This window comes from Nocardioides sp. NPDC023903 (genome assembly GCF_040639295.1).
In the GTDB taxonomy this organism is placed as follows: Bacteria; Actinomycetota; Actinomycetes; order Propionibacteriales; family Nocardioidaceae; genus Nocardioides.
In genome coordinates this window covers 292,715-318,695 of record NZ_JBEZZS010000001.1, presented here as the reverse complement: position 1 = coordinate 318,695, position 25,981 = coordinate 292,715, and the positions used below count along the sequence as shown (strand labels likewise).

The window sequence follows — 25,981 nt, the reverse complement described above, 5'->3', positions numbered from 1 at the left end:
ACTATGAGCGGCAGCCTGGGTAAAGACAACGTTGATCTTTTTCAGGATCCGTGACCTCGGACCCTCGTCGGGGCGAGTCAGTACCCGGTCCCTCGCTTGACCTGTTCGCGCTCGGTCGGATGGGCGCCGCCCTTCTCGTCCAGGGTCGCGCAGGCGTCGGCTATGTCGCGGGTGAGCCGCTCGACCTGCTCGCGACTCATCGTCTCCTTGACGAGCGCACGCATGATCTTCACGTTCTCCGCGTTGGGCGGCAGCGTGTAGGCCGGGACCATCCAGCCGCGCTCGGCCGAGAGCTGCCAGGCGATGTCGGACTCGTCGTAGGTCGTGCGGTCGCCGGTGAGGCGGAACGCCACGAGCGGGAGCTGCTCGAGGCCGTCGCCGATCACCTCGAAGCGGCCGCTGTCGCGGAGGTTCTTCGCCAGGGCCCTGGCGTTCTGCTGCATCTGCTTCATCACGTACGTGTAGCCGTCGCGACCCAGCCGGACGAAGTTGTAGTACTGCGCCAGCACCATCGACGCACCCGTCGAGAAGTTCAGGGTGAACGTCGCGTCGGTCTTGCCGAGGTAGTTCTCGTAGAACACCAGGTCCTCGGCGAGGTCAGACTTCTCGCGGAACACCAACCAGCCGATCCCGGGGTAGACCAGCCCGTACTTGTGTCCGGAGACGTTGATGGAGCGGACCTGCTCGAGGCGGAAGTCCCAGGGGGAGTCGGGGTAGAGGAACGGCCACACGAAGCCACCGCTGGCCGCGTCGACGTGCAGCGGGATGTCCATGTCCCGCTCCTTCTTGACGTCGAGCAGCAGCTGGTTGATCCCGACGACGTCGTCCATGTGCCCGGTGAACGTCGTGCCCAGGACAGCGACCACGCCGATGGTGTTCTCGTCGAGGTGCGGCGCCACGTCCTCGGGGCCGATGGTGAACTTCTTCTCCTCGAGCGGGACGATCCGCGGCTCGACGTCGAAGTACCGGCAGAACTTCTCCCATACGACGTGGACGTCGCCGCCGAACACGAGATTGGGCCGGTCCACCGAGGCGTTCGCGGCCTTCCGGCGCTGCTTCCACTTCCACTTCAGGGACAGGGCGCCGAGCATGATCGCCTCGGACGAGCCCTGGGTGCGACAGCCGGTCGTCTCGCCGGGGGCGTGGTAGAGGTCTGCGAGCATCCGTACGCAGCGCTGCTCGATCTCCGCGGAGATCGGGTACTCCGCGTGGTCGATGAAGTTGCGGTGCAGGTTCTCCGCGATGATCCGCTGTGCCTCGGGCTCCATCCAGGTCGTCACGAACGTCGCGAGGTTGCGTTGCGGGTCACCTTCCATGACCAGGTCCTCGCCGAGCAGGCGCATCGCGTCGACCGGGCGCATCCCGCTCTCGGGGAAGGTGGTCGATGGGGCCGCCTCGGTCAGGAATCGGTTGCCGTAGAGCCCTTCGGCTTCTGCGTCGCTGAGTCGTGTCATGGCTGAACCGCCGTTCTTGTCGTAGTGGGTGTGTCGAGTGCCTGGATGACCCCGCCGACCGCGAAACACACCGCGCCGGCGAACGTCCCCCAGTTGACGAGCCCGGTGTTGATCTCGTCCGAGGTCGCCGGGCGGGTGAAGGCTGCGATGCCGGCGAGGAAGAAGAGGACAGACCCGAGCTGGTTGACCGCGACCACCCACCAGCCGACCAGATGGGCCAGCACTCGTACGCGCCCCGCGCCCACGTCGAGCATCGCCAGGCGACCGGAGACCAGGAAGCAGACACAGCCGGTCATGTCGGGGAGCCAGATCCAGCCGTCGGACTGACGCGGCGTCAGGCCCGCGGCGAAGGCGGCCACCAGGCTGACCGCGAAGAAGAGCGTCCCCACGAACAGCACGTACGCGCTCAGCCAGCTGCGCGAGTGCGGCCGGAAGCGCCACCAGGGCGTGCGCTCGCCGGTGTCGGTGTCGGTGTTGTTGGCCAGCAGGATCGAGACGTAGCCACCGAGCGAGAAGAAGCAGCCCCCGACCAGGTACGTGACGTTGACGGTGGGCAGGCTGACCACCCCGAGCTGGGCGAAAGCCGCGCCCAGCGCGAACAACGAGCCACCGACAACGAACGCGACAGCGGCGACCAGGTTCAACTGGGTCGTCGGACGCGTCAGTGCCTGGTCCATTGCGGCGGCCACTCCCTCCCTCTCCCTATGCACCGTCAGCCTCGATGAGCCAGGGCGTGGCGTCCTCATCCGGTCCGGGTGATTTCCATCTGCACCGGGCCGCCGGAACCGCTTGTGGTCAGACCACGCCGTGCTCGAAGGCGAAGGCCGTCGCGGCGGTGCGGGAACGAACGTCGAGCTTGGTGAAGATGTTGGAGAGGTGACGGGCGACGGTCTTCTCGCTGAGGACCAGGTCGGCGGCAATCTGGGCGTTGCTGCGGCCGGAGGCGACCAGGCGGAGCACCTCGGCCTCGCGGGCGCTGAGGCCGGCGGGCAGAGAGGCAGGGGCGAGCAGGAGCTCGGCGTCGTCGGCGGCGGGCCGGGCGCCGATCTGGCGGAATACCGTACGTGCCGCCTCGAGCTCGCGCCGGGACGACTCGGTGTCGCCGACGCCGGCCAGTGCGCGCCCGGTCAGCAGCCGCGCCTGGCTCCGCTCGTACGTGGCCTCGGCCCGCGCCCACAGCTGCTGAGCCTTGCGCAGGTAGGGAAGGGCACCGGCTGCGTCTCCCGAGGCCAGCTCGACGGCGCCGTGCGCGTGCGCGGCCGCGGCCTCGAGCCAGACGCAGCCGAAGTGTCCGGCCAGCCCGTCCAGCTCGTCCGCGACCTGTCGGGCCCGGTCGGCCTCGCCAGCACCGAGCAGCACCTCGACGGCCGCAGGCAGGAGCCGGCATCGCTGCACGGGACCATCGGTCTCCACCAGCAGCCGCTCGATGGCGGCGAGCGCCGCCGCGCCCTGGCCGCGAGCCGACCAGAGCAGCGCCAGGCCGGGCTGCGGGTCGAAGCCCCGGTCGGCCGCGCGCTCGTAGGCGGCGTCCGCCTCGGCGTACTCGCCGCGCAGCCGGAGCACCTCGCCTGCCTCGTACGCCGCCAGCCCGGCCGCGTCCGGGGCGTTCACCTCCTGATAGCGGCGGGTCGCGTGCTCGAACTCCTCCAGCGCCAGCTGCCACTGGCCGTGCAGCCGCAGTAGCTGGCCGCGGTGGACGGCGCACTGGCCGGTGAACGTCAACAGCCCGGGCTGGGCGGCACACCAGCGTTCGAGGGCCGCCGTCCACTCCGCCACCCGCCCGAAGTCGCTGATCTCCTGGCAGCCCTCGATCGCGGTGCAGTAGACGTGCCCGGCCACGACCGGGGAGGCCTCGCCCGCGATCACCCGGACCATCGCCTCGTCGAGCAGGGCGAGGCCCTCGGCGACCCGCCCGGAGTAGAGCGCCATCCGTCCCTGGGAGCAGAGCCCCAGCGCCGTGAGGTCGGGTTCGCCGTAACGCCGCCCGCGCTCGGCCACCTTGTCGGCGAAGCCGCCCGCCGTGGCGAAGTCGCCGGCGCTCAGCGCCCGGAACATCCGCAGGAAGTCCACCCACCCGAGCTCGACCCCGTCGTCGACGTCGGCAACCAGGCTCTCTGCACGCGAGGTCCAGCCGCGGGCCAGGGCGCCCTCCCCGTGGACGTGAGAGGTCATCGTGATCCGGAAGGCGCAGCGAACCGAGCGGCCGAGGTCGGAGGCGTCCTGGCTCTTGCGAAAGGCGCGGTGCAGGGCGGTGACCGTGACGTCGTGGTGTCCGGTCAGCTCGGCGGCGACGGCGAAGTCCTCGAGCTCCTCGGCCGAGAGCATCTCCGGGTCGGCGCCCGACCAGGCGGCGTACGCCGCGCCCCAGTCACCGCGGACGAAGTCGGCGCGGGCGCTCTCCAGCTGGACGTGGGCCACGGCAGGCACCTCCACTGGAGAGCGTACTCGGATCAGGCGGCGAGCGAGTGGGGTGCGGCCTGCCGCATCCGGGTCGTGACCCGGTCGGCGACCAGTGCCGCGTCGCGTCCCGCGCCGGCCAGGAGCATCGAGCTGAAGGCGTACTGGAAGCTGAGGCCGCAGAAGAACAGCCCCTCGGCCTCCGCCACCACGCCGCGCATCTCCCTCGGCCAGCCGTCCTCGTCGAGCACCGGGAGGTGGATCCAGTCGAAGACCTGCCGGAAGCCGGTGGCCCACACGACGTTGGTGACCTCGCGAGGCGCGCCGTCGATCACGGGCAGCCCGTCGCGGACCTCCTCGATCCTGGCGGTGACCCGCTCGACGCCGCGGTCGGCCAGGTCCGAGCGCTTCACCCGCAGCATCGGCCCGCCGTGACGCCGGACCTCGGACATCTCCTTGCGGCCGATCGGCGTACGCCGGGTGATGACGTGCCGCCACGCGAAGAGCAGCACGGGGAAGATCACGTGCATGACCGGCGAGTCCAGGCGCGGTGGGATCTCGCCGCAGTCTCGGCCGGCCAGGATCGTCGGCCGCGACTCGGCGACCTCGAAGGCGATGTCGCAGCCGGAGTGACTCGCGCCGACGACGAGCACCGGACCCTCGCGCAGCTGCCCGGGGCGGCGGTACTCGCTGGAGTGGAGCTGCAGGATCGACGGGTCGAGCTGCGCGGAGATCGCCGGGACGTTCGGCGTACGGCCGAAGGAGCCAGTCGCGACCACGACGTTGTCGCAGGTCCAGATGCCGCGGTCGGTCGTCACCCGGAAGCCGTCACCGTCCGGCTCCAGCCTGGAGACTCGGGTCTCGAGCCGCACCGGCAGCTCGAAGGTGCGGGCGTACGTCTCCAGGTAGTCGGCGACGTCATCCTTCCCGGGGAACGACCACCGCTTCGCAGGGAACGCCAAGCCCGGCAGGGAGTCGTACTTGGCGGGGGAGTAGAGCCGGAGCGAGTCCCACTGGCGCCGCCAGTTGTCACCGACCCGAGCGTTCGCGTCGATGATCACGAACGGGCGGCCGCGGCGTCGCAGGTGGTAACCGGTCGCCAGGCCCGCCTGGCCGGCGCCGATGATGATCGTCTCGATGTGTGTGGTGTCCATGCTGATGACGCTAGATCCGCACCTCGCCGCTCCGCGTCGGTCGTACGGCGCATTCGCCTGCGGTGGGTAGTGGGTCGATCTACCCATGGGGCGGCTGCCGCGATTTTCCGCACACGGAGCGCTGAGTTGGGGCGATACTCGGAGGATGACGAACCAGCCCCCGGAAGACTTCAGCAAGCTCCCGCCGTCGGTGCCGCTGGAGGAGACGATCGCCTACCAGCTCGAGGATGTGATCCCGCGCGGCCCCGAAGGTGGCGGAGAGGCGCTCGATGGCGGTGGGGACGGCGACTGAGCAGCCTCTGGAACAGCGGCTACGGGCGGCGATGATCGCCTGCCGCGAGAGCGTTTTTCCGGCGTACGCGAGCCCGGCGGAGGTGTTCGACGGGCTGGCCGAGGCGTGCCGGGAGCTGGGGATCGAGGAGTGGGACGTCTATGCCGAGCGGGGTCCGGTGGCGCGGCTGGAGGCGGAGGTCGGCGAGCTGCTCGGGAAGCCGGCGGCGTACTTCCCCTCGGGGGTGATGGCGCAGCAGGTGGCGCTGCGGATCCACGCCGACAACGCGGGCAACCGGCGGGTCGCGATGCCCGACCTCTCGCACCTGCTCGTCCACGAGGACGACGGACCGAGGATCCTCCAGGACCTGCTGGTCGAACACCTCACCACCGGGCGTACGACCCCGACGAAGGCCCACCTGGACGCGATCCCGGGGCCGCTGGCTGCGTGTCTGGTCGAGATCCCGTTGCGCGATGCGGGTTGCCTGCTGCCGACGTTCGACGAGCTCGCGGAGCTGGCCGAGGCGTGCCGTGAGCGCGGGATCGCGTTCCATGTCGACGGCGCCCGGATCTGGGAGTCGCAGCAGTGGTTCGGCAAGCCGCTGGCGGACATCGCCGGCCTCGCGGACACCGTCTACACCAGCTTCTACAAGGGCCTCGGCGGGCTCGCCGGAGCGGCGCTGCTGGGCGATGAGGACTTCATCGCGCAGGCCCGGCTTTGGCGCCACCGCATGGGTGGCACCCTCTACCGGTCCATCGCCGAGGCGGTCGCCGCCCTGGTCGGCCTGCGGGACCGGCTCCCGCACATCGGCCAGTGCGTGACGTGGGGACGTGCCCTGGCCGACGCGCTCCCGGCGTACATCACCGTCCAGCCGCCCGTGCCGCACACCAACACCTTCCTGCTGTACGCAGCGGGCGACCCGGACCAGGTCAACACCCGCCTCCTCGCCGAGATGGAGGAGCAGTCGCTCGCGTTCAGCAGACCCTGGACGGCGGCCGAGGAGCCGGGTCGGATGGTGACCGAGATGACGGTAGGCCGGGGTGCGCTCGGGCTGGACCCCTCGACGGTCGCCGGGCATCTTGCCGCGCTGCTGGACTGAGGCCGAGCCCCTGCCCGCTCACCCGTCTCGGGTGGTGCGTCGGGGACCGTCCCGTTCCTACGCTCGACGCATCGCGATACCCCACGCTTCTACCGGAGGATGTTGAGAGATGGGCTCCCACCAGGTCGAGACCTCACCGACTGCCAGGACCGGGCAGGTGCTCGTCACCGGCGGCCTGGACCTGGTGGGCAGCGACCGCTTCTACCCCGAGGAGAGCCCGGTGGTCGAGGTCGCCGTGGGTGACGTGTGGTGGGATCCGCACCCGGTGACGAACGCGCAGTTCGCGGCCTTCGTGGCCGAGACCGGGCATGTCACCGTCGCCGAGCGCGATCTCGACCCCGCCGACTTCCCGGGTGCCGACCCGGCGCTGCTGGTGCCCGGTTCGCAGGTGTTCACCCAGGCACCGGGTCCGGTCCCGTTGCACGACTGGACCCGGTGGTGGCGCTGGCAGCCCGGTGCCCAGTGGCGCCACCCCGACGGGCCTGAGGCTGACGTGGGAAGCCGGCCTGGACGCCAGGTCGCGGACTGGACCGAGATCCCGGACCACCCGGTCGTGCACGTCGGCTGGGAGGACGCCCTGGCGTACGCCCGCTGGGCCGGCAAGGATCTCCCGACCGAGGCCGAGTGGGAGCACGCCGCCCGCGGTGGCCTCGTCGGCGCCGACTACGCGTGGGGTGACGAGCTCGCTCCGGCCGGCCGCCTGATGGCGAACACCTGGCAGGGGCAGTGGCCGTGGCGCAGCGAAGACCCGCGCGGCCACGACCGCACCAGCCCGGTCGCCTCCTACCCGCCGAACGGACATGGTCTCTACGACATGGTCGGCAACGTGTGGGAATGGACCCGCACTCCCTGGACGCCCGACCATCGTGACCTCATCGCCCCACCTCACGGCCGGCCCGGGGCGAATGCGCCCGCGCGGCAGGCCGACATCGCTGCGCCCTCCTGCTGCGGCGGCAGTCAACACCCCGGCTCCGTCGCCGACGAGGTCAAGGAGACCGATCGGATGGTGACGAAGGGCGGTTCGCACCTGTGCTCGCCGCAGTACTGCCGGCGCTACCGCCCCGCCGCCCGCCAGGGGCACGGGGTACGGGACACGACGTCGCACGTCGGCTTCCGCTGCGTCGTGGCCGCCTAGACCCCGCTGGACGGATCACTGCTTGTACATGGCGACGCGGAAGAAGTCGGCGGGGTCGATGAGGTGGTCGTGCGAGTCGTCCCCGCCTTCGATCTCGATGAACCTGATCGTGCCGGTGAAGCCGTTGTCGCCAAACCCGTAGTCGTCCGTGACCGGGGAGAGGATGTCACGACCGACGTCGGTCGGCTCGTAGCCGAACCCGATGGGCTGGGTGTGTTCCACGCGGCCTGTTCCCACCTGGTCGTCGTCGATGGTGAGGGTGACGGTGCCGCCCTTGCCGAGCCCTCCACCGTCGTAGGCGAAGGCCATCCCGATCGTGTGCTTCCCGGGAGGCACCGAGCGGTCGCCGCGGACGTGCGTCCGGTCGATGCCGAACAGGTTGTAGCAGAAGGTCGGGACGCCATCCTTGAGATAGAGCGACCAGCCGCCGCCGTGACCACCGAGATTCATCAGCACCCCATGGGCGCCATCGTCCGGTACGTCGACCGACGCGATGAGGGTCCAGGACTTGTTGCGCCAGTTGACGACGTGCTGCTCGGTCAGGCCGCCCATGCCGGGAAAGAGCAGCTGCCTGTTCCCGATGAGCGAGGGCTTCTTGCTGTACTCGGGCAGTACGCGCTCAAACGAGCGGTCATCGAGCGGTAGCGCGCCGTAGCGGGCCGCCTCGATGAGGAAGAGCCGCTGCAGCTGGTGCAGCCGGTCGGGCTGCTCGGCAGAGAGGTCGCGCGCCTGGGACCAGTCGGAGCGGCCGTCGTAGAGCTCCCAGACGTCGTCGTCGAAGGCGATGCCGACGTCGCCCGTGGTCTGCCACGGGGTGCGGTGCTTGGTGACCGCCGACCAGCCCCGGTGGTAGATGGCTCGGTTGCCGAAGATCTCGAAGTACTGGGTCTCGTGTCGTTCGGGTGCGGCGGCCTCGTCGAAGCAGTACGCCATGCTGTGGCCGTGCATCGGCTCCTGGGTCACGCCGTTGACCTGAACGGGGTGCGGCAGCCCGGCGGCTTCCAGCACGGTCGGTGCGACATCGATGACATGAGTGAACTGACTGCGGATCTCGCCCGTGGCCTCGATGCCGTTGGGCCAGTGCACGATGGTGCCGTTGCGGGTGCCGCCCCAGTGCGAGGCGACCTGCTTGGTCCACTGGTAGGGCGTACACATGGCGTGCGCCCACCCGACGGCGTAGTGCGGCGAGGACTCGGGGCCGCCCAGCTTGTCGAGCTGGCTCATCAAGAACTCGGGCGTCTCGAGGGCAGCCATCCCGTTGAGGCTGATGAGCTCGTTGAACGTGCCGTTCACCGTGCCCTCGGCCGAGGCTCCGTTGTCGCCGATGATCAGGTAGACGAGGGTGTCGTCGATCAGCCCCATCGCCTCGATGGCGTCGACCAGACGACCGACATGGTGGTCGGTGTGCTCGAGGAAGCCGGCGTAGTTCTCCATCTGTCGGCGCAGGATGGGCTTGAGAGCCTCGTCCATGTCGTCCCAGGCAGGGATCTCGGCGTGCCGGGTGGTCAGCTCGGTGTCGGCGGGGATGACGCCGAGCTCCTTCTGGCGGGCGAAGGTACGTTCGCGCTGAACGTCCCAGCCGTCGTCGAACTTTCCGGCGTACTTGTCGGCCCACTCCTTCGGCACGTGGTGCGGTGCATGGGTGGCGCCGGGGGCGAAGTACATGAAGAACGGCTTGTCCGGGATCAGGGCCTTCTGTGCCTGGACCCAGCTGATGGCGTGGTCGGTCAGGTCCTCGGTCAGGTGATAGCCCTCCTCCGGAGTGCCCGACGGCTCCACGGATCGGGTGCCCTCGACGAGGGTCGGGTAGTACTGGTCGGTCTCTCCGCCGAGGAACCCGTAGAAATGCTCGAAGCCGTTGCCGGGAGCCGGCCAGCGGTCGAACGGACCGGCTTGGCTGGTCTCCCAGAGCGGTACCTCATGGCACTTGCCGACGTGAGCGGTGGCGTAGCCGTTGAGCTTGAGGATCTCGGGCAACGGAGCGCAGGTGTTCGGGCGCATCGAATTGTAGCCCGGGGTGGACGTCGACATCTCGGTGATGCCTCCCATGCCCACCGTGTGGTGGTTGCGCCCCGAGATGAGAGCAGCCCGGGTCGGCGAGCAGATGGCTGTGGTGTGGAACCGGTTGAACCGGAGACCGCCCGCGGCGAGCCGCTCGGCGACCGGTGTGTGCACGGGGCCTCCGAACACGTTGGACGCGGCGAACCCGACGTCGTCGAGCAGGACGACCAGCACATTCGGGGCTCCGGCGGGCGGCCGGAGCTGCTGGATCGGAGGGAAGTCGACCTCCGGGTCCTTCGCGTCGTAGAGGACCGTCCTGGGGTCCGCGATGTCCGGAGTGGGCAGTATCGACCGCTGGGGCACACGCTCATCGCTCATGGACTGACTTTCACCGACCGATGGGTCGGTCTGGATCACCTCAATCGGGTGAGCGTATTCGGGCTCAGGCGGTGAGCGTCGACCGACGGCGGCGAGCGGCTGGAGTTCGCCCGGAAGGGGTGAGGACGGCGGCCGGGCGCGTGGCGAGGTTGTGCCTATGTGGGAACTCGCCGGGCAGCTGCTGCCGGAGATGGTGGGGTTGGCGGTCACCCCGGCTGCGGTTGTCGCCTGCTTGCTGCTGCTCGGGTCATCGCACCCCTACCGCAACGTCGTCGCGCTGGCGGTGCCCTTCCTGGCTGTCTACGGGGTGCTGTCGGTCGCCGCGCTGGCGGCGGGGCGGGCGGCTGATGCCGCCAGCGACGATCCGTCGACGACTCGCGGCTGGATGAGCATCGTCGTCGGCGTCATCTTCCTCGCCGTGGCGGTCATGTCGTGGCTCCGGCCGCGGCTGCAGTCGGCCGCGGGTGCTGCCTCGGCGCGGGCGACGCACCGGGCGGACACGGAGGAGCCTGTCTGGGTCTCGCGACTACGTGATCCGTCCGTCGGCCTGGTGCTCGCCGCCGGCCTGTTGCTGGCGGTCGTGAACCCCAATGTGGCCATCCTGGTCTCTGGTCTGGGCATCGTGGTCACTGCCGACGTGAGACTCAGCGCGCAGATCAGCGGCATCGTGCTGCTGCTGGCGGCGAGCATGATCGACTTCGTCGTACCTCTGCTCGTCTTCGTCCTCGCCGGCGAGCGTGGCCGCGGCTGGCTTCGGTCCGCGACCGGATGGCTCCTCGCCCACAACCACGTCATCAGCATCGTGGTGCTCCTCGCCTTCGGCGTGCTGTTCGTCGGTCGCGGGCTGGCACAGGTCACGGCCTGAGCGCCGACCGACGCGAACCGACCTCGCGACCCCTCGTTCGGTGATATTTTTGGGCGACCACCGAAGTCCTACTGAAGGGCAGTTTCATGTCGGTTCAGTTCGAAGTGCGCATCGATGGAATGACCTGTCACCGCTGTGTCGAGACCGTGACGAGCGCTCTCGGTGGCCTGGAGGGCGTCGAGGGGGTCGTGGTCGACCTGAACCCGGGAGCCGTGTCGAGCGCCCGCGTCACCGCCGACGGACCGCTCGAACCGAGGGTCGTCAGATCCACGCTCGCCAAGGCCGGATTCACGATCGCTCGCGAACCCTGACCGGCCGAGGAGTCGTCCGTGCCCGGCCTCGGCTCCCGTCAGCACTTCCCAGCTCTCACCGCCGAACCTGACCTCGTCTACCTCGACGCGGCGTCCGGCACTCCCTGTCCCGAACCGGTCATCGCCCAGCTCACCGCCGAGCTGCGCGGGCCCGCCGCCAACCCCGGTAGGGGCGGACACCCGTGGGCCCGGGACGCGCTGCGCCGCTTCGAGGAGTCCCGCGCCACCGTCGCGGCGTTCCTCGGCGCCTCGTTCCCCGACGAGGTCGCCTTCACCCGCGGCGCCACCGGCGCGACGGCGTTCCTCGCCGACCGCTGGGGACCGGCGGCGCTCGCGAACGGCGGGGACATCCTCTACTGCCCCGGCGACCACCTCTCCACGGTGCGGCCATGGCTCCGGCTCGCTGAACGGATGCGGCACCAGGGCGTCCGGGCGGTGGCGTACCGCCGCGACCGGCTGGGGCGTATCGACCCAGACGACTTCGCGCGAGCCGCGAGCGACCGCACCGCGGTCGTCGTCGTCACCGGCGTACACAATCTCCACGGCACCTGGGCCGACCTCGACGCCCTGGCGATCCCGCCGGCCGCGACGGTCTGCCTCGACTGCTCCCAGAGCGCCGGGCGGCTGCCCCTGCGCCTGGCCGAGTCCCAGGCCGAGCTCGCCGTCGTCTCGGGCCACAAGATGTTCGGGCCCCCCGGCACGGGCACGGTCTACGTACGCCGTGGTCAGCATCTTCGGATCGCGGTCGACCGGGCGGCTGCGCGGAGCGGGCCGGCGCGACACGTCTCCCCGCTCACCGACGCCGCCGAGGAGGGCAGCCTCGACGGTGCCGGCGCGGCGGCGCTCGCGAGCGCCACCGCGTTCCTGGACACGATCGGCCTCGACCGGGTCGGTACCCACCTCGCCACCCTCGCCGCCCGCTTCGCGGACGGCGCCTCCCGCATCGGAGGCGTCACCCTCCTCGTGCCGCCGGTCGATGCGGGACGGCCGCACAGCGGGATCTCCGCCTTCGCCGTCGACGGCCAGGCGGGTGCCGACGTGGCCTTCGCCCTCGAACGCCGCGGCGTCTACGTACGTGCCGGCGACCACTGTCTGGACGGGCCGCGGGAGGACGCGGTCCGGGTGAGCTTCCACCTGTACAACGACGAGAACGACGTCGACCGACTCCTGCAGGGCCTCGCCGCCGCTGCCGAAAGGGACTGACACGTGCAGAACGAAGGCATCAGGTACGACCGCGCCGCCGCCGCCCGCATCCTGGCCGAGGTCGCAGGTGCCGACTTCCTGGCCGGCCCGGCCCCGGTGGTGGCCGAGGTGTCGGTGGACTACCGCGTCGAGGAGCTCAGCCCGGAGCCCGGGCCAGAGTCGGAGGGAACGCTGACGACCGGACAGCGGCGCTACCTGGGGTCCTTCATGCAGCCGTGCCGGCCCGACCAGGTCGTCAGCGCCACGCACCGCGTCACCTGGCGCGACTCCCGCGGCATTGCGAACAGCGGCCACATCGGACCGGGGCCGCTCGGCCCGATCCTGCCGATCGCAGCCAGGGAGGCGGTGATCGCCGTCGGTGACGCGGTCGCCGCCGCCGACCCCGTCACGGCCCGCTCGGACGCGCTCGGCGACGACGCCCTCGACGTCCTCGCCGACACCACCACCGACCAGGAGCCCGCCGAGATCTTCCGCGTCGGCGCCGAGGCCGCCGGCCGGGCGCTCGTCCAGCACGGCATGCTCGCCGGTCAGGTCGGGATCGAGGACCCGGTCGAGTTCGCGGAGGCGATGTGGGACTCCGGGCTCTACGGCACGGTCGCGTCGACCTGGTTCTGGGAGCTGCAGGCCTCCACCTACCGCAGGGGCATGATCCCCGTGAGCCTGGAGGGGTCCGGCGGCCGCCTGCGCTACACCGCCGACAGCGTCGCGCTGCTCGCCGAGATGAAGCGCCGCACCATCGCCGACGCCCACGAGGTGATGGACCGGGCCCGCGAGGAGGGCCTCGGGGTGCGTGCCGCCATCCAGCGCTACCACGTCGAGCTCGACCAGATCTCGCGACAGTACGCCCTGCTGCCGGCAGGGGAGCGGCCCGTCTGCCTCGGGCAGCGGGCCCATCAGGTCGACGGGCAGCGCGTCCAGCCGCTCGCCGCCGTCGCCGAGGCGCTCACCGGCGCCTTCCGGTCCGCGGTCGATTCGGTGCGGATCGTCGACATCTCCGAGTCGGCCGCGCGGGACGTACGTTTCGCCGCGGGGGAGCAGGAGTTCGGGGTCCCGGACATGACCTGCCGGCACTGCCGGGTGACGATCACCGCCGTCTTCGACGCCCAGGCGGCCGAGCTGATCGACGTCGACCTGCACGGGAAGCGGGTGCGGGCCAGGTTCACCGACGCCGGGCAGCGCGACCGGGTCTTCGCTGACCTGCGCGACTGCGGCTACACGGTGGCCGACGGGTGAGCCATCGCCTTCCGCTCCCGGCCGCGCGGCATCCGCTCGCTGCCCGCTTCCTCGCCGACCCTGCTGCCGTGGACGAGGCGATCGAACGGTTCGGGTCGCCGCTCCACGTGGTATTTCCCCAGGTCATGGCCGAGAACGCTGCTTCGCTCGCGGGCGTGCTGCGGCGCCACGGCGTGCCGTACGAGATCTTCTATGCGCACAAGGTGAACGCCTCGGCCGCGCTCCTCGCCGAGGCGTCCGCGGCCGGAATCGGCGCGGACGTGGCGTCGGCGGCCGAGCTCGACCGGGCCCTGGCCGCGGGGTTCGCGCCGAACCGGATCGAGGCCACCGGCCCGAAGTCGGCGGCGTTCATCGAGCGGATCGCCGCGTTCGGGGTCACCGCCAACGCGGACGACATGTGGGAGCTCGACCGGCTCGCCGCTGCGGCGCCGGCGGGCAGCGCCGTCCCGGTCCTGCTGCGACTCTCCGGCTTCGCCTCGCCCGCGGTGCCGCAGTCGCGGTTCGGCATCGATCTCGCCGACGCCGACGCCGCCCTCGAGACCGTACGCTGCGCCCCCGGCCTCGACCTGCGCGGTGTCGCGTTCCACCTCGACACGGCCGACCCCGCCGCCCGGGTGGACGCGCTGACCGAGTCGATGGCGGTCGTCGCCGCCGCGCACCGGAAGGGTCTGCGGCCGTCGGTGATCGACATCGGCGGTGGGTTCCGCCAGCGCTTCGTCGAGGACCCCGAGCCGTTCCAGAGGTACTCGCAGGCGCTTGCCGCCGCGGCTCCGGGGGAGCTGGTGTGGCCCGGTCACGACCTCGGGCTCCGGCGCGCTGGAGCCGTCGGAGGGGCACCGGCCGCGCACAAGTACGGCAACCACCACCCTGCCACGGACGTCCTGGAGCGGTTCCTGACCGCCGAGATCGAGCGGCGACCGGTCGCCGAGGTCCTGCGCGAGTGCATGCTCACGCTGTGGATCGAACCCGGCAAGGCCCTGGTCGACCACGCCGGCCTCACGCTGGCGTCGGTGCTCTACTGCAAGCGCGCCGCCAGCCGCGACCTGGTCGTGCTCGACCTGTCCCGCAATCAGGTCACCCCCGCCGACCAGGAGGTTCTGCTGGACCCGGTCCTCGTCGACGGCCACGGAGAGCCACCGGCGGAGGGCGTGTTCCTCGCCGGCCGGCTGTGCCTGGAGTCGGACCTGGTCAGCCGCCGCAAGGTGTTCCTCGAGTCCGAGCCGAGCAGCGGCGACGTACTCGCGTTCGTCAACACCGCCGCCTATCAGATGGACCTGTCGGCCTCCTCCGCCGGCGGGCATCCGCCGCCGCCCAAGGTCGCGGCGGTCTGGGACGGCGAACGGTTCGCCTTCGCCGCCGACGACCACCACGGGAGCTGACCATGCGATACGACAGCGTGCTCGACATGATCGGCGACACCCCGCTGCTGCGGCTCGATCCGGCCGGCCACGGTGTGCCCGAGGCCGAGATCTTCCTGAAACTGGAGTCGGCGAACCCGTTCGGCTCGGTCAAGGACCGCGTCGCCTGGGGGCTGCTGCGCGACCACATGGATCAGATCGTCGAGGACGAGCAGGTCGTCCTGGAGGCATCGAGCGGCAACACCGCGAAGGCGCTCCAGATCATCGCCTCGATGCACGGGGTCCGGTTCCGTGCCTTCACCAACAGGGTTCGGGTGCGCGAGGTCCGCGAGATGCTGTCGCTGCTGGGCGCCGAGGTGACCGAGATGCCCGGTCTCTCCGAGTGTCCGGACCCGACCGCGCCCAACGATGTGTTCGGGGTCATCGGCGACCTCATGGAGGGCGAGCCCGGCCGCTACCACCACACCTCGCAGTACACCAACGAGGACAACCTGAGAGCCCACTACGAGCAGACCGGGCACGAGATCTACCGCGACGCCGGCCCGGTCGACCTGCTGGTGGGCGGGCTCGGCACCACCGGCTCCACCCGAGGGGCCGCGACCTACCTGCGCGAGCGCAACCCGGAGACCGCCGTGGTCGGCGTCGTCGCCGCCGAAGGCGACTTCATCCCCGGCATCCGCTCGGCGGCGGAGATGTGGGAGGTGGGGCTCTTCGAACCCGGCTTCTACGACGCGATCGCCGCCGTCGACTCGGCCGACGCGATCTCCGCGAGCCTCGAGCTCGCCACCCGGCACGGTGTGCTCGCCGGCCCCACCACCGGGGCGGCCTATGCCGCCGCTCGGGAACGGCTCCTGTCCGGCCCCGGGGGCCCGGTCACGGCGGTCGTCATTGCGTGCGACCGCATGGAGCCGTACCTCTCCTACTACCGCCACCGCCGTCCCGACCTGTTCGGCTCGGCCCACCCCGCTCCGGACGAGGCAGCGCCGTCGGCGGCGCCCGAGGAGCTCGAGGCGTGGACCGCAGCGGGCGAGCATGTGGTCGTCGTGGACGTACGCACGGCGCTGGCGTTCCAGGCCGGCCACATCCCTGGTGCGATCAACCTCCGCGACGACCTGCTCGAGCAGGTCATGGAGGCGGGGATGCCGTTCTCCGAGGCGTCCCGAGTGGTGTTCGCCTGCCCGACGGGGGACCGGTCGGCGCGATTCGCAGCTCGGGCCGCCGCGACCGGCCGTCGGGCCTACAACCTCGAGGGCGGCGTCCTCGGCTGGCGGGACAGCGGGAGGCCGCTCGCGGGAGTCTGATCCTCACGCGGGGAGTAGGACGAGCATCGTGCCCATCCCGGCCGCCATCAGCCCATGGCCGATGGCGGGCAGCCGGTGCGTGCGCACCGCGGTCGCGCGCACCAGCCACCAGAGCATCCCGACCGCGCACACCGCGACGAACAGCGAGTTGACCGCGATCGCCCAGCCGGGAGGTTGCCCGGCCGGTGCGATCGCCGCCGCGCTGCCGTGGCCCGCATGACCCTGGACGCCGCTCGCGTGGGCGTCCGCCATGAGCAGCGGCATCGCGGCGAGCATCCAGATCATCGCGGCGTTGAGGGCGAGATGTCCGACCACGTCGGCACGCCGGGCCCTATCGCTCGCGCCCCGCAAGGCGGGCACCAGCGCCAGGGTCAGCACTGCGAAGAGCGCGACCTGCGCCCAGACCGCGACGTCCGAGACGATCACCCAGATCATCAGGATCATCGCGGCGCTCATCGCCGCGTGGTTGAGGTGGAGGACGGTCTCCCCGCCCGAGGGTGGGCAGACCACGAGAATCCAGATCCCCGCGGTGCCCGTGAGCACGAAGGCCACGGTCAGCAGAAGGTCCCAAGGAGGATCGACCACACCAACAACGTACTACCGCAACGCCTCGGAGGAGGCCGGTCGACGATTTCGGTGCCGCAGGCCGGAAAGCGCCTCGCTCAGGCGTCGAGATCCTGGGCGACGAGCGCGGCGATGGTGTCGACCGCGGCCTGGTCCGGTCCGGTGACCTCGACCTTGTCGCCGTTGGCGGCGCCGAGGGTCATGATCAGCAGGGACGAGGCCGCGTCGACCGGCTCGCCGCCGGGGACGGCGAGAGTGATCTCGGAGCCGAGCTCGTCGACCTTCTCGGAGATGATCGCGGCGGGGCGGGCGTGCAGGCCGACGGCGGAGCCGACGGTGACGGTCTGGGTGGGCATGATGCTCCTTCGGTGGTGGATTGTCGGACGTACGGGGTGGTTCAGCTGGTCGCGACGGCCGGGACCGGAGCGCGGCCGACGGACTTGAGGGCGATCACCATGCCTGCGCCGACGATGACGCCGGCGGCGAGCGCGATCAGGTAGCCGAGCACGTTGGTGACGGCGAAGAGGACGAAGATGCCGCCGTGCGGTGCACGTACGCCGACGTCGAAGAGCTGGGAGAGCCCGCCGGTCACGGCGCTGCCGACCATGATCGCCGGGATGACGCGCATCGGGTCGCCCGCGGCGAAGGGGATCGCTCCCTCGGTGATGAACGAGGCGCCGAGCAGCCAGCCGGCCTTGCCGTTCTCGTGCTCTGCGGGGGTGAAGAGCTGCGGACGTACGACGGTGGCCAGCGCCAGCGCGATCGGCGGGACCATGCCGGCGAGCATGACCGCGGCCATGATCCGCAGCTCGGGGGAGTCGGCGGCGAGCGAGGCGGCACCGACGCCGGTGGCGGCGAAGCTGTAGGCGACCTTGTTGAGCGGGCCGCCCATGTCGAAGGCCATCATCAGACCGAGCACCGCGCCGAGGGCGACGGCGCTGGTGCCGTCCAGGGCGGCGAGGCCGTCGGTGAGCTGCTGCATCAGCCAGTTGATCGGCTTGCCGAGCACGACGATCATCACCAGACCGGCCAGGATCGAGGTCACCAGCGGGATCACCAACACGGGCATCAGGCCGCGCGCCCAGCTCGGGACCCGCCATCCGCTGACCCAGTGGGCGATCACGCCGGCGAGGACACCGCCCGCGATCGCGCCTAGGAAGCCGGTCGCGGGTGCCGCGACGCCGTCGGCGTTGACCACGCCGAACAGGTTGGCGGCCAGCGCACCCATGATGAAGCCCGGGGCGATGCCGGGGCGGTCGGCGATGGCGTACGCGATGTAGCCCGCCAACGCCGGGATGAACAGCATGAACGCGGTCTTGCCGATCACGAAGAACAGTGCGCCCAGGTAGACGGCGAGGCCGCTGTCGAAGAGGGCGTGGTCGAGACCGAGAGCCTGAACGTCAGGGAGGTTGGTCAGGGTGTTGTCGACCATGACCGCGCCGTAGACGTCGGTGATGTCGTAGCCGCCGAGCAGGAAGCTCAGTGCGATCAGCAGGCCGCCGGCGGCGACGAACGGGATCATGTAGGAGACACCGGTCATCAGGACCCGGCGGGTCCGTCCGCCCCAGCTCTCCGAGGCGCCGGCGGACTCCGACGAGTCGCCCCTGCCGGACTCGACGCGGGCGGCGCCCGGGTCCCCGGCGGCGGCGAGTGCCTCGGCGATCATCGCGTCGGCGTCGTCGATCGGCCGCTTCACGCCGGAGGAGACCAGCGGCTTGCCGGCGAAGCGGCTCCGGTCGCGGACCCCGACGTCGACGGCGAAGATGGCGGCGTCGGCCCGGGCGATCGTCTCGGCGGGCAACGGCGTCGCCCCGGCCGAGCCCTGGGTCTCGACCGCGATCTCCACGCCGGCTCGCGCGGCTGCCGCCTCGAGAGCCTCGGCCGCCATGTAGGTGTGGGCGATGCCGGTCGGGCAGGCGGTCACCGCGACCAGGGAGCGCTTCTCAGTCGCAGCCGCAGCTGGGGCGGGCTCGGGCGTCGTGCTCTTGGCTGAGGCCGGCACGTCGCCGACCGCTTCGAGGATGGTCTGGGCAGCCTGCTCGGCCGAGTCGGTCTCCCGCAGGGTCTGGCCGAACTCGGGCCGGGCAAGCGCACGGGCCAGCTTGGTCAGGATGGTCAGATGAGTGGCATCGCCGCCCGCGGGTGCCCCGATCAGGAAGGCGAGGTCGGCCGGGCCGTCCTTGCCGCCGAAGTCGACCGGCGGCGAGAGCCGGGCGAAGGCCACCACGGGCTCCTCGACCCCGGAGGTACGGCAATGCGGGATCGCCAGGCCGCCGGGGAGACCGGTGGCGGAGACCTCCTCGCGGGCCAGCGCGTCGGCGACGAGCGCGTCGAGGTCGGTGGCCCGGCCGGAGTCGGCCACGCGCTGGGCCAGGGCACGGATGACATCGAGCTTGTCAGGGCCGAGATCGGCGTCGAGGGCGACAAGCTCGGGGGCGATGAGTGCGGACATCAGAGTCCTCCGGTGATGGGGTCGAGGTCGCGTACGGACACGAGGTCGGCACGGACCTGGGGTGGGGTGGGGAGGGTGGTGCCGGGGAGGCCGGCGGCTGCACTGCCGTACGCGACGGCGAGCCCGAGACGTTCAGGGGCGGAAAGTCCGCGCAGGTCGGCGAGGAGATAGCCGAACAGCGAGCTGTCGCCGGCACCGACCGTGCTGACGACCTCGGTGGGCGGCGGCGTGGCGTGCCAGGTGCCTTCCTTGGAGACGAGGACGGCGCCGTTTCCGCCAAGCGTCGCGAGCACGGCGGTGACGCCGCGCTCGACCAGGGTCCGGGCTGCCGCTGCTGCGGCGGCCGGGTCGTCGAGGGAGTCGGAACCGGTGATGGAGGCCAGCTCCTCGGCGTTGGGCTTGAGCAGGTCGGGTGCGCCGGCCGGGAGTCCGGCGGCGAGCGCCTCGAGGGGTGCCTCGCTGGTGTCGACGGCGATGCGGGTGCCGGTGGATCGCAGCGCGCTCACCACCTCGGCGTACCAACCGGAGGGCGCCTCGGGCGGCAGTGAGCCGGCGAGGACGACCCAGCGGGCCTGCTCGGCCTCCTTCACGAGCCGGTCCGCCAGGGCGTCGAGCAGCGCCGGGGTCGCGGTGGCGCCCGGGCCGTTGAGCTTGGTCGTGGTGCCGTCGGGCTCGGTCACGGTGGTGTTGATCCGCGGCCGGCCGGCGGGCCCGACCGTGACCACGTCGAGCCCCGAGGCCCGCAGCTCCGTGACCATCGGGTCGAGGTCGGGGCAGGGGAGCACGGCACGGGTGGGGACGCCCGCGGCGTACGCGGCTCCGGAGATGTTCACGCCCTTGCCGCCCGGCTGCGAGGTGGTGGTGTGAGCGCGCAGCACCTCGCCGCGGCGCAGCGTGCTGGTGAGCATCACGGTGTGGTCGATGCTCGGGTTGGCGGTCAGGGTGACGATCATGCGATCAGCACCTCGAGGCCGCTCTCGCGGAGCTCGTCGGCGACGTCGTCGTCGATGTCGCTGTCGGTGACGAGCACGTCGACGTTGCCCAGCGCGGCGAAGCGGAGCGTGGTCTCCACGCCGATCTTGCTGGAGTCGGTGAGGCACACGACCCGGCGGGCGGCGTTGACCAGCGCACGCTTTGTCGCTGCCTCCTCGTGGTCGGGGGTGGAGAGGCCGTGAGCCAGCGTCAGCCCGTTGGTCGCCACGAAGGTGACGTCGACCCGCAGCTTGCTCAGTGCGTCCACGGTCTCGGCGCCGACCGCGGCCTGGGTGGCCGGCCGGACGCGACCGGGCAGCAGGTGGAGCTCGATCTGAGGGCTGCCGGCCAGCATGGCGGCGACCGGGACCGAGTGGGTCACCACGGTGAGCTGGTGGTCGCGCGGCAGGGCGTGGGCGAACCTGCTGGTCGTCGTGCCGGCGTCGATCGCGATCGTGCCGCCTTCAGTGGGGAGGAGTGCGAGCGCGGCCCGCGCGATGCGGTCTTTCTGCGCGGTGAAGGTCTGCTCCCGCTCGCCGAGCGCGGACTCGAGCACGGCCATGGTCTCCACCGGAACCGCGCCACCATGGACCCGGCGAACCAGGCCACGTCGCTCGAGAGTGGAGAGGTCTCGCCGCACGGTCTCGGTGGTGACCTCGAACCGCTCGGCGATGTCGGCCACGGATATCCGCCCGCGCTCGGCGACGAGACGGGCCGTCGCGATCTGTCGCTCCTCGGCGTACATCGCGGCCTCCTTCATGATCGGTGTGGTTTCGAGTGGGTTTCGGGGCTGTGAATGCCCACATATGTTGTTTTATGCCCGAATGTGTTGACTCGTCAAGGGGTTAGGGCAGATATTTGTGGTCATGGTCACGTCTCACTCATCTGTCCTCTCTGGCACTCCGGTGGTCCCGGGGATCGTGCTGGCACCCGTCCACGTGGTGCGGACCGAGGTCGATCCCGCCGCGCTCGAGGCCTTCGAACGGCGCGGGTTCGACCAGCCTGAGGACGCCCTCGCGGCCTACCAAGCGGCCGCCACCGCCGTCGCCGACGGGTACGCCCGCCGGGCCGAGCAAGCCTCCGGCGCAGCCGCTTCCGTCCTGAGCGCGAGCGCCGGCCTGGCCCGGGACAAGGGGCTGCGAGTCGCCGTGGAGAAGCACCTGCGGGCGGGGGAGGGACTGGTCGCCTCCTTCGCGGCGGCGGTGGAGCAGTTCGCCACGCTGTTCAGCGGGATGGGCGGCCTGATGGCCGAGCGGGTCACCGACCTGCGCGATATCGAGCGCCGGGTCCTCGCCCACCTCGCCGGCGAACCCGAGCCGGGCGTGGACCTGCCCGAAGGGCGGTGCGTGCTGGTCGCCGCCGACCTGGCACCCTCCGACACCGCCGCCCTCGATCCGGCCCGCGTGGTCGCGCTGGTCACCGAGCGGGGCGGTCCCACCAGCCACACCGCGATCATCGCCCGCCAGCTCGGCATCCCGTGCCTGGTCGGCGTGGCCGGCGCGACCGGCATCGTCTCGGGCACTCCTGTGCTCGTCGACGGCCAAGCCGGGATCGTTGAGCTGGAGCCGGGTTCGGACGCCGCCACCCGCGCCGAGGCCGACTTCGCCCGGCGCCAGGCGGTCGCCGCCTGGACCGGCCCTGGACGCACCGCCGACGGCCACCCCGTGGCCCTGCTCGCCAATGTCGCCGACGGCTCCTCGGCACGCGACGCGGCCGCCGGCCAGGTCGAGGGCGTGGGCCTCTTCCGTACCGAGCTCTGCTTCCTCGACCGCCGTGAGGAGCCCACCGTCGAGGAGCAGGCCGACGTCTACGCCGAGGTGCTGGCACCCTTCGCCGGCCGCGGCCACGTCGTCGTACGCACCCTGGACGCGGGCTCGGACAAGCCGATCGCGTTCGCGACCCATGAGGGCGAGGAGAACCCGGCCCTGGGCGTACGCGGCCTGCGGCTCGCCGCCGACAACCCCGGCCTGCTGGAGCGCCAGCTGGACGCCATCGCGATCGCCGCCGAGCGCACCGGAGCGGACACCTGGGTGATGGCGCCGATGGTCGCGACCGTCCAGGAGGCCGCCGACTTCGCCGCCCTCGTCCGCGCCCGCGGCCTCAAGCCGGGCGTGATGGTCGAGGTGCCGGCTGCGGCGCTGATGGCCCACCGGATGCTGGAGGTGGTCGACTTCCTCTCCATCGGCACCAACGACCTGACCCAGTACGCCATGGCCGCCGACCGGCTGGCCACCGACCTCGCCCACCTCACCGATCCCTGGCAGTCGGCGGTGCTGCAGCTCATCGCGATCACCGCCGAAGCGGGGCGTACGGCCGGCAAGCCCGTCGGGATCTGCGGCGAAGCCGCCGCCGACCCGCTGCTCGCACCCGTGCTCGTCGGCCTGGGCGTCACCTCGCTTTCGATGGCACCCGCGGCCGTGGCCGCCGTCGGCGCCCGGCTCGAGTCCGTGACCGCCGGCCTGTGCGACGAAGCCGCCGAGGCCGCTCTCGGCGCGCTGTCACCCGCCCAGGGCCGTGAGGCGGTTGCGACGCTCCTGGGCTGACTCGGCGGCCGTACGCGGCACACTGGGCTCATGCCCGCGCACTACGTCTTCGCCGAGACCTGGGAGCTGCCTATGTCGACTGAGGTGGTGCGAGATGTGCTGGTCGACCTGGAGCGCTATCCCGAGTGGTGGCCGCAGGTGCGGGCGGTGGCGAAGCTGGGGGAGGACGACGCGTTGCTGGTGTGCCGTTCGACGCTGCCGTACGACCTGGAGATCGTGCTGCACGCGGTCAGCCGCGACCTGCCGACGCTGGAGGTCGGGATCGGCGGCGACCTGGACGGGTTCGCGCGGTGGACGCTGACGCCGGCGCCGGGTGGGAGCCGGATGGTGTTCGAGCAGGAGGTCGTCGTGGACGGCCTGCTCGGTCTGGCCTCGTCCTTGCTGCGGCCGGTGCTGACCTGGAACCACCGGCAGATGATGCTCGGCTGCCGCGCGGGGCTGGTCGCCGCGGTCTAGAGCGCGGAGCCCTTCTGGTATTCGGCCCAGGACAGGTTCCAGTCGCCGAAGCCGTTGTCCCACTCCATCTTCCGGTCGGTGCCGGTGGTCTCGACGATGTCGCCGATGCGGGCCAGGCCGTAGAGCCAGGCGGCGTTGGCGGTGGAGAGGCCGGTGCAGCCGTGCGAGACGTTGGCGTAGCCCTGGGACCCGGTCGACCACGGCGCGGCGTGGATGAACTCGCCGGAGTTGCTGATCCGCATGGCGTACTCGACGTCGTCGAGGGAGTAGTAGTCGCTCGAGCTCTGGTCGGAGATGCCGATCGTCTCCGATCGCATCTCCTTGACGCGGTGCTTCTCGGAGATGACCTTGATCCCCGACCGCGTGGTGAAACCGGGCTTGCCGGTGGTGATCGGGATCGTACGCAGCAGCTTGCCGTTGCTGAAGACCTTCATCTGATGCGTACGCGCGTTGACCTTGAAGACGTGCGCGTCACCGACCTTGTAGGTGGCGGTGCGGCTGTGCTGGCCGTAGACGTCCCCGCCGGCGGAGGCGCCGTTGATGTCGAGGTCGACCTTGATCGTGGTGCCGGGCTTCCAGTACGTCTGCGGACGGTAGCGGGCCTCGGTGTCGGAGACCCAGTACCAGGAGCCGGTCTGGGCTGGGGTGGAGGTGACGTGCATGCGCTTCTCGAAGGAGGCGTGGTCCTTGACGGGCAGGTCGAAGTAGACCGCGACCGGCATCCCGACGCCGACCTCGGACTTGTCGACGGGGACGATCGTGGCGAAGGTCTGCTGGGCCAGGGAGAGCGAGCGGGTGGTGAAGCTGCTGGTGACCTTGCCGGTCTCACCGGTCGCGGTGACCGTGTAGCGCAGCGCCGGGTCGAGCAGGTCGTTGGCCGTCCACGTCTTCTTGTCCTCGGAGAGCGAGCCGGGCACGGTGCGGCCGTCGGGCTTGGCGACCTTCACGCTCGTGAACTCGCCCGAGGTCGCAGTCACCGTCACGGTGCTGTCGACAGGCACGTCCTTGGCCCCGTCGGCGGGGGAGATCTTGGCCGTGAGGGGCGTCGCCGACGGCGAGGCGCTGGCCGACTCGCCGTTCGCGGCGGACTCCGGGCTCTCTGAGTTCCCGGCGCAGCCGGAGAGTGCGATCAGGGCCACCACGGCCGCTACGACAGGAAAAGGACGAACCCGCATGGGATAACTATGCGGTAGGCGGCAACCGAATTCTCGGCGCGTCCGCGCGTGTGATCAAGGTTGTGGTGTTGTCGGTGCTGCCACGTACGGTATCTGCCGATGAGTGACACTCGCGTCGAGGCGGCGTACGTCGGGGCTCTGGCCGCCTTCAAGAACCCGATGCTCGACCTCCTGCACGGCCGGTTCGCGCCGTTCGTGGTGGCGGTGCTCTCGGTGACCTTCACCTCTGAGCGGGCCGCGGTGCCCGTGGTGGACGCGCACGCCGAGATCGGCGACATGCTGGACCGGCTCCGGGCGACCGGCCACGCCGAGGGCGAGGGTGGCGAGGTGATGCTGCCAGTCGGCACGGCGCGCGAGCTGTGCCGCCAATGGGTGCGCGCCGGGTGGCTGCTGCGCCAGATCGAGGGCGAGGACGAGGTCTACCGTCTCTCCGCCCATGCCGTGGGTGCCCTGGAGATCGCCGGACGGGCGAGCGGGTCGCGGGCGCGGGTCTCGGAGTCGCGGGTCAGGACGCTGCTGGAGGCGGTCGAGCGGCTCGCCCTGGATGCCGACCCCGACGTGCTGACCCGGGTGGCGCGGCTGACCGAGGAGATCGCCGAGCGGCGTGCCGAGATCGCCCGCCTGGACCGCACCGGCGTCGTCGACACCGTCGATGACGACACCCTGCTGGAGCAGGCCGAGAACATCCTCCACCTGACCCGTGAGCTTCCCGCCGACTTCGCGCGGGTGGTCGAGTCGATCCGGGCGATGCAGCGTGACGTGGTGACCGACCTGCGCCAGGACGTACGTCCGGCCGGCGAGGTCCTGCGCGAGTACCTGCAGCGCGGCAAGGACGTGATGGCCTCCACGCAGGAGGGCAAGGCGTTCGCCGGCGCGCTGCGGATGATCGGCGACCCGCGCCGCCTCGACGACCTGGCCACCAACCTGCGAACCGTGCTGCGACACCGGTTCACCCGCGAGATGGGCCCGCCCGAACGGGCCGAGCTGGCCGCGGTCGGACGCCGGATCGAGACGGGCGTCGCCGAGGTGCTGGCCGCCCAACAGACGGCCTCCCACGTGATCACCACCCAGGTGCGTACGCACGACCCGGCCCGCGACCGGCAGGTCGACGACCTGCTGCGCGATGTGATGGTCGGCTTCCAGGCGTGGATGCCGTCCTCGCGGCCGGCCGAGTCCGTCGAGCCGCTGCGCCGGCTGCCCGTCGCCGACCTGGGTCACCTGCGCCAGTCGGTCAGCGAGCTGCGACCGCCCGAGCCGCCGGCGCCGCTGGCCGACTGGGGCGATGTGGAGAGCGCTGTCGAGGACACCAAGGCGTGGGGTGGGCCGGGCTACCGGGCGATCGAGGCCCACCTGGACGCCTATGTGGCTGCCCGCGGAACCGAGGAGCCGGTCGACCTGGCCGAGGTCTTCGCGGCCGCGCCCGAGGAGATCCGGCGCCCGGTCGACCTGCTCGGGCTGCTCGAGATCGCGCATCGCCGCGGGATGGCCGAGACGGGGGAGATCTCCACGATCGAGGCGGTCCGGGCCGACGGGATTCGGCGGCGGTTCGCGTTCGGCGGAGTGAAGTTGACGGCGGATGGCAAAGGGGATGGGCGTTGAGTGAGACGGTGACATCGGCCGAGGCTGAGGCTAACCCTCAGGTCGAGGTTGAGGCTGAGA

At 71.2% G+C, this 25,981-nt stretch carries 23 protein-coding genes; 12 read left to right on the top strand and 11 right to left on the bottom strand.

All coding sequences use genetic code 11. The features are described 5' to 3' along the window. Window positions 1-77: 77 nt before the first annotated feature. The 4 genes from AB0F44_RS01615 to AB0F44_RS01600 form a co-directional block, all read right to left on the bottom strand. Window positions 78-1,454: a glutamate decarboxylase gene (locus AB0F44_RS01615; protein WP_357352009.1), complete on the bottom strand. Its 1,377-nt coding sequence runs from the start codon at window positions 1,452-1,454 to the stop codon at window positions 78-80. Then, window positions 1,451-2,131, bottom strand: coding sequence for a hypothetical protein (locus AB0F44_RS01610; protein WP_357352007.1), 681 nt, complete (start codon window positions 2,129-2,131; stop codon window positions 1,451-1,453). Before AB0F44_RS01610 ends, AB0F44_RS01615 begins: the two co-directional genes overlap by 4 nt. 118 nt (window positions 2,132-2,249) lie before the next feature. Then, on the bottom strand, window positions 2,250-3,872 hold the full coding sequence (locus AB0F44_RS01605) for a LuxR C-terminal-related transcriptional regulator (RefSeq protein WP_357352005.1): 1,623 nt from the start codon (window positions 3,870-3,872) through the stop codon (window positions 2,250-2,252). 32 nt (window positions 3,873-3,904) lie between these two features. After that, window positions 3,905-5,005 carry an NAD(P)/FAD-dependent oxidoreductase gene (locus AB0F44_RS01600; RefSeq protein ID WP_357352003.1) on the bottom strand — a complete coding sequence of 367 codons (1,101 nt, stop codon included), beginning with the start codon at window positions 5,003-5,005 and terminating at the stop codon, window positions 3,905-3,907. Between the two features lie 145 nt (window positions 5,006-5,150). On the opposite strand from AB0F44_RS01600, the gene AB0F44_RS01595 reads away from it, so the two are divergent. The 3 genes from AB0F44_RS01595 (at window position 5,151) to AB0F44_RS01585 (ending at window position 7,510) form a co-directional block, all read left to right on the top strand. Continuing rightward, entirely contained in the window at window positions 5,151-5,297 is a 147-nt protein-coding gene (locus AB0F44_RS01595; protein ID WP_357352001.1) for a hypothetical protein, read from the top strand. After that, window positions 5,281-6,375 (top strand): beta-eliminating lyase-related protein, encoded by a 1,095-nt coding sequence (locus AB0F44_RS01590; RefSeq protein WP_357351999.1) that lies wholly within the window; start codon window positions 5,281-5,283, stop codon window positions 6,373-6,375. The genes AB0F44_RS01595 and AB0F44_RS01590 overlap by 17 nt, the downstream gene beginning before the upstream one ends. Before the next feature lie 109 nt (window positions 6,376-6,484). Next, a complete protein-coding gene (locus AB0F44_RS01585; RefSeq protein ID WP_357351997.1) occupies window positions 6,485-7,510 on the top strand; it encodes a formylglycine-generating enzyme family protein in 1,026 nt (341 codons plus the stop codon). 15 nt (window positions 7,511-7,525) lie between these two features. On the opposite strand, the gene AB0F44_RS01580 is transcribed toward AB0F44_RS01585, so the two are convergent. Then, on the bottom strand, window positions 7,526-9,889 hold the full coding sequence (locus AB0F44_RS01580) for an arylsulfatase (protein ID WP_357351995.1): 2,364 nt from the start codon (window positions 9,887-9,889) through the stop codon (window positions 7,526-7,528). A 157-nt stretch (window positions 9,890-10,046) separates the two neighbouring features. Here AB0F44_RS01580 and AB0F44_RS01575 point away from each other — a divergent pair, with 157 nt between their 5' ends. The 6 genes from AB0F44_RS01575 (at window position 10,047) to AB0F44_RS01550 (ending at window position 16,160) form a co-directional block, all read left to right on the top strand. After that, on the top strand, window positions 10,047-10,754 hold the full coding sequence (locus AB0F44_RS01575) for a GAP family protein (RefSeq protein ID WP_357351993.1): 708 nt from the start codon (window positions 10,047-10,049) through the stop codon (window positions 10,752-10,754). A gap of 86 nt (window positions 10,755-10,840) precedes the next feature. After that, window positions 10,841-11,065, top strand: coding sequence for a heavy metal-associated domain-containing protein (locus AB0F44_RS01570; RefSeq protein ID WP_160023692.1), 225 nt, complete (start codon window positions 10,841-10,843; stop codon window positions 11,063-11,065). A gap of 18 nt (window positions 11,066-11,083) precedes the next feature. Then, window positions 11,084-12,268 carry an aminotransferase class V-fold PLP-dependent enzyme gene (locus AB0F44_RS01565; protein ID WP_357351991.1) on the top strand — a complete coding sequence of 395 codons (1,185 nt, stop codon included), beginning with the start codon at window positions 11,084-11,086 and terminating at the stop codon, window positions 12,266-12,268. A 3-nt stretch (window positions 12,269-12,271) separates the two neighbouring features. Then, a complete protein-coding gene (locus AB0F44_RS01560; protein WP_357351989.1) occupies window positions 12,272-13,501 on the top strand; it encodes a copper chaperone in 1,230 nt (409 codons plus the stop codon). Continuing rightward, a complete protein-coding gene (locus tag AB0F44_RS01555; RefSeq protein WP_357351987.1) occupies window positions 13,498-14,880 on the top strand; it encodes an alanine racemase in 1,383 nt (460 codons plus the stop codon). Before AB0F44_RS01560 ends, AB0F44_RS01555 begins: the two co-directional genes overlap by 4 nt. A gap of 2 nt (window positions 14,881-14,882) precedes the next feature. Then, window positions 14,883-16,160 carry a pyridoxal-phosphate dependent enzyme gene (locus AB0F44_RS01550; protein ID WP_357351985.1) on the top strand — a complete coding sequence of 426 codons (1,278 nt, stop codon included), beginning with the start codon at window positions 14,883-14,885 and terminating at the stop codon, window positions 16,158-16,160. A gap of 3 nt (window positions 16,161-16,163) precedes the next feature. Here AB0F44_RS01550 and AB0F44_RS01545 read toward each other — a convergent pair whose 3' ends face one another. From AB0F44_RS01545 to AB0F44_RS01525, 5 genes are all read right to left on the bottom strand, one after another. Continuing rightward, complete coding sequence (locus tag AB0F44_RS01545) at window positions 16,164-16,745, bottom strand: DUF5134 domain-containing protein (protein WP_357351983.1); 582 nt, start codon at window positions 16,743-16,745, stop codon at window positions 16,164-16,166. Window positions 16,746-16,822: 77 nt separating this feature from the next. Beyond that, window positions 16,823-17,080, bottom strand: a complete 258-nt coding sequence (locus tag AB0F44_RS01540) for an HPr family phosphocarrier protein (protein WP_357351981.1) — start codon at window positions 17,078-17,080, stop codon at window positions 16,823-16,825. A gap of 41 nt (window positions 17,081-17,121) precedes the next feature. Continuing rightward, window positions 17,122-19,179 carry a fructose-specific PTS transporter subunit EIIC gene (locus tag AB0F44_RS01535; RefSeq protein ID WP_357352696.1) on the bottom strand — a complete coding sequence of 686 codons (2,058 nt, stop codon included), beginning with the start codon at window positions 19,177-19,179 and terminating at the stop codon, window positions 17,122-17,124. Next, entirely contained in the window at window positions 19,176-20,129 is a 954-nt protein-coding gene (locus AB0F44_RS01530; RefSeq protein ID WP_357351979.1) for a 1-phosphofructokinase family hexose kinase, read from the bottom strand. Before AB0F44_RS01530 ends, AB0F44_RS01535 begins: the two co-directional genes overlap by 4 nt. Then, complete coding sequence (locus AB0F44_RS01525) at window positions 20,126-20,908, bottom strand: DeoR/GlpR family DNA-binding transcription regulator (protein WP_357351977.1); 783 nt, start codon at window positions 20,906-20,908, stop codon at window positions 20,126-20,128. Before AB0F44_RS01525 ends, AB0F44_RS01530 begins: the two co-directional genes overlap by 4 nt. Before the next feature lie 106 nt (window positions 20,909-21,014). Here AB0F44_RS01525 and ptsP point away from each other — a divergent pair, with 106 nt between their 5' ends. Together ptsP and AB0F44_RS01515 are read left to right on the top strand one after the other, a co-directional pair. Next, the gene (ptsP, locus tag AB0F44_RS01520; RefSeq protein ID WP_357351975.1) at window positions 21,015-22,691 is read left to right on the top strand and encodes a phosphoenolpyruvate--protein phosphotransferase; all 1,677 of its coding nucleotides are present in this window, start codon (window positions 21,015-21,017) and stop codon (window positions 22,689-22,691) included. Window positions 22,692-22,721: 30 nt separating this feature from the next. Next, a complete protein-coding gene (locus AB0F44_RS01515; protein ID WP_357351973.1) occupies window positions 22,722-23,147 on the top strand; it encodes an SRPBCC family protein in 426 nt (141 codons plus the stop codon). Here AB0F44_RS01515 and AB0F44_RS01510 read toward each other — a convergent pair. Then, the gene (locus AB0F44_RS01510) at window positions 23,144-24,322 is read right to left on the bottom strand and encodes an Ig-like domain-containing protein (RefSeq protein ID WP_357351971.1); all 1,179 of its coding nucleotides are present in this window, start codon (window positions 24,320-24,322) and stop codon (window positions 23,144-23,146) included. The two genes, AB0F44_RS01515 and AB0F44_RS01510, sit on opposite strands and share 4 nt — an antisense overlap. Window positions 24,323-24,421: 99 nt before the next feature. Here AB0F44_RS01510 and AB0F44_RS01505 point away from each other — a divergent pair, with 99 nt between their 5' ends. Beyond that, window positions 24,422-25,921 (top strand): DUF3375 domain-containing protein, encoded by a 1,500-nt coding sequence (locus AB0F44_RS01505; protein WP_357351969.1) that lies wholly within the window; start codon window positions 24,422-24,424, stop codon window positions 25,919-25,921. The last annotated feature ends 60 nt before the right edge of the window (window positions 25,922-25,981 follow it).

Excerpts from the sequence above, each read along its gene's own strand:
- AB0F44_RS01615 (WP_357352009.1), bottom strand. The coding sequence starts at position 1,454 with ATGACACGACTCAGCGACGCAGAAGCCGAAGGGCTCTACGGCAACCGA.
- AB0F44_RS01610 (WP_357352007.1), bottom strand. The coding sequence starts at position 2,131 with ATGGACCAGGCACTGACGCGTCCGACGACCCAGTTGAACCTGGTCGCC.
- AB0F44_RS01600 (WP_357352003.1), bottom strand. The coding sequence starts at position 5,005 with ATGGACACCACACACATCGAGACGATCATCATCGGCGCCGGCCAGGCG.
- AB0F44_RS01595 (WP_357352001.1), top strand. The coding sequence starts at position 5,151 with ATGACGAACCAGCCCCCGGAAGACTTCAGCAAGCTCCCGCCGTCGGTG.
- AB0F44_RS01585 (WP_357351997.1), top strand. The coding sequence starts at position 6,485 with ATGGGCTCCCACCAGGTCGAGACCTCACCGACTGCCAGGACCGGGCAG.
- AB0F44_RS01580 (WP_357351995.1), bottom strand. The coding sequence starts at position 9,889 with ATGAGCGATGAGCGTGTGCCCCAGCGGTCGATACTGCCCACTCCGGAC.
- AB0F44_RS01575 (WP_357351993.1), top strand. The coding sequence starts at position 10,047 with ATGTGGGAACTCGCCGGGCAGCTGCTGCCGGAGATGGTGGGGTTGGCG.
- AB0F44_RS01570 (WP_160023692.1), top strand. The coding sequence starts at position 10,841 with ATGTCGGTTCAGTTCGAAGTGCGCATCGATGGAATGACCTGTCACCGC.
- AB0F44_RS01550 (WP_357351985.1), top strand. The coding sequence starts at position 14,883 with ATGCGATACGACAGCGTGCTCGACATGATCGGCGACACCCCGCTGCTG.
- AB0F44_RS01540 (WP_357351981.1), bottom strand. The coding sequence starts at position 17,080 with ATGCCCACCCAGACCGTCACCGTCGGCTCCGCCGTCGGCCTGCACGCC.
- AB0F44_RS01530 (WP_357351979.1), bottom strand. The coding sequence starts at position 20,129 with ATGATCGTCACCCTGACCGCCAACCCGAGCATCGACCACACCGTGATG.
- AB0F44_RS01525 (WP_357351977.1), bottom strand. The coding sequence starts at position 20,908 with ATGAAGGAGGCCGCGATGTACGCCGAGGAGCGACAGATCGCGACGGCC.
- ptsP (WP_357351975.1), top strand. The coding sequence starts at position 21,015 with ATGGTCACGTCTCACTCATCTGTCCTCTCTGGCACTCCGGTGGTCCCG.
- AB0F44_RS01515 (WP_357351973.1), top strand. The coding sequence starts at position 22,722 with ATGCCCGCGCACTACGTCTTCGCCGAGACCTGGGAGCTGCCTATGTCG.
- AB0F44_RS01510 (WP_357351971.1), bottom strand. The coding sequence starts at position 24,322 with ATGCGGGTTCGTCCTTTTCCTGTCGTAGCGGCCGTGGTGGCCCTGATC.
- AB0F44_RS01505 (WP_357351969.1), top strand. The coding sequence starts at position 24,422 with ATGAGTGACACTCGCGTCGAGGCGGCGTACGTCGGGGCTCTGGCCGCC.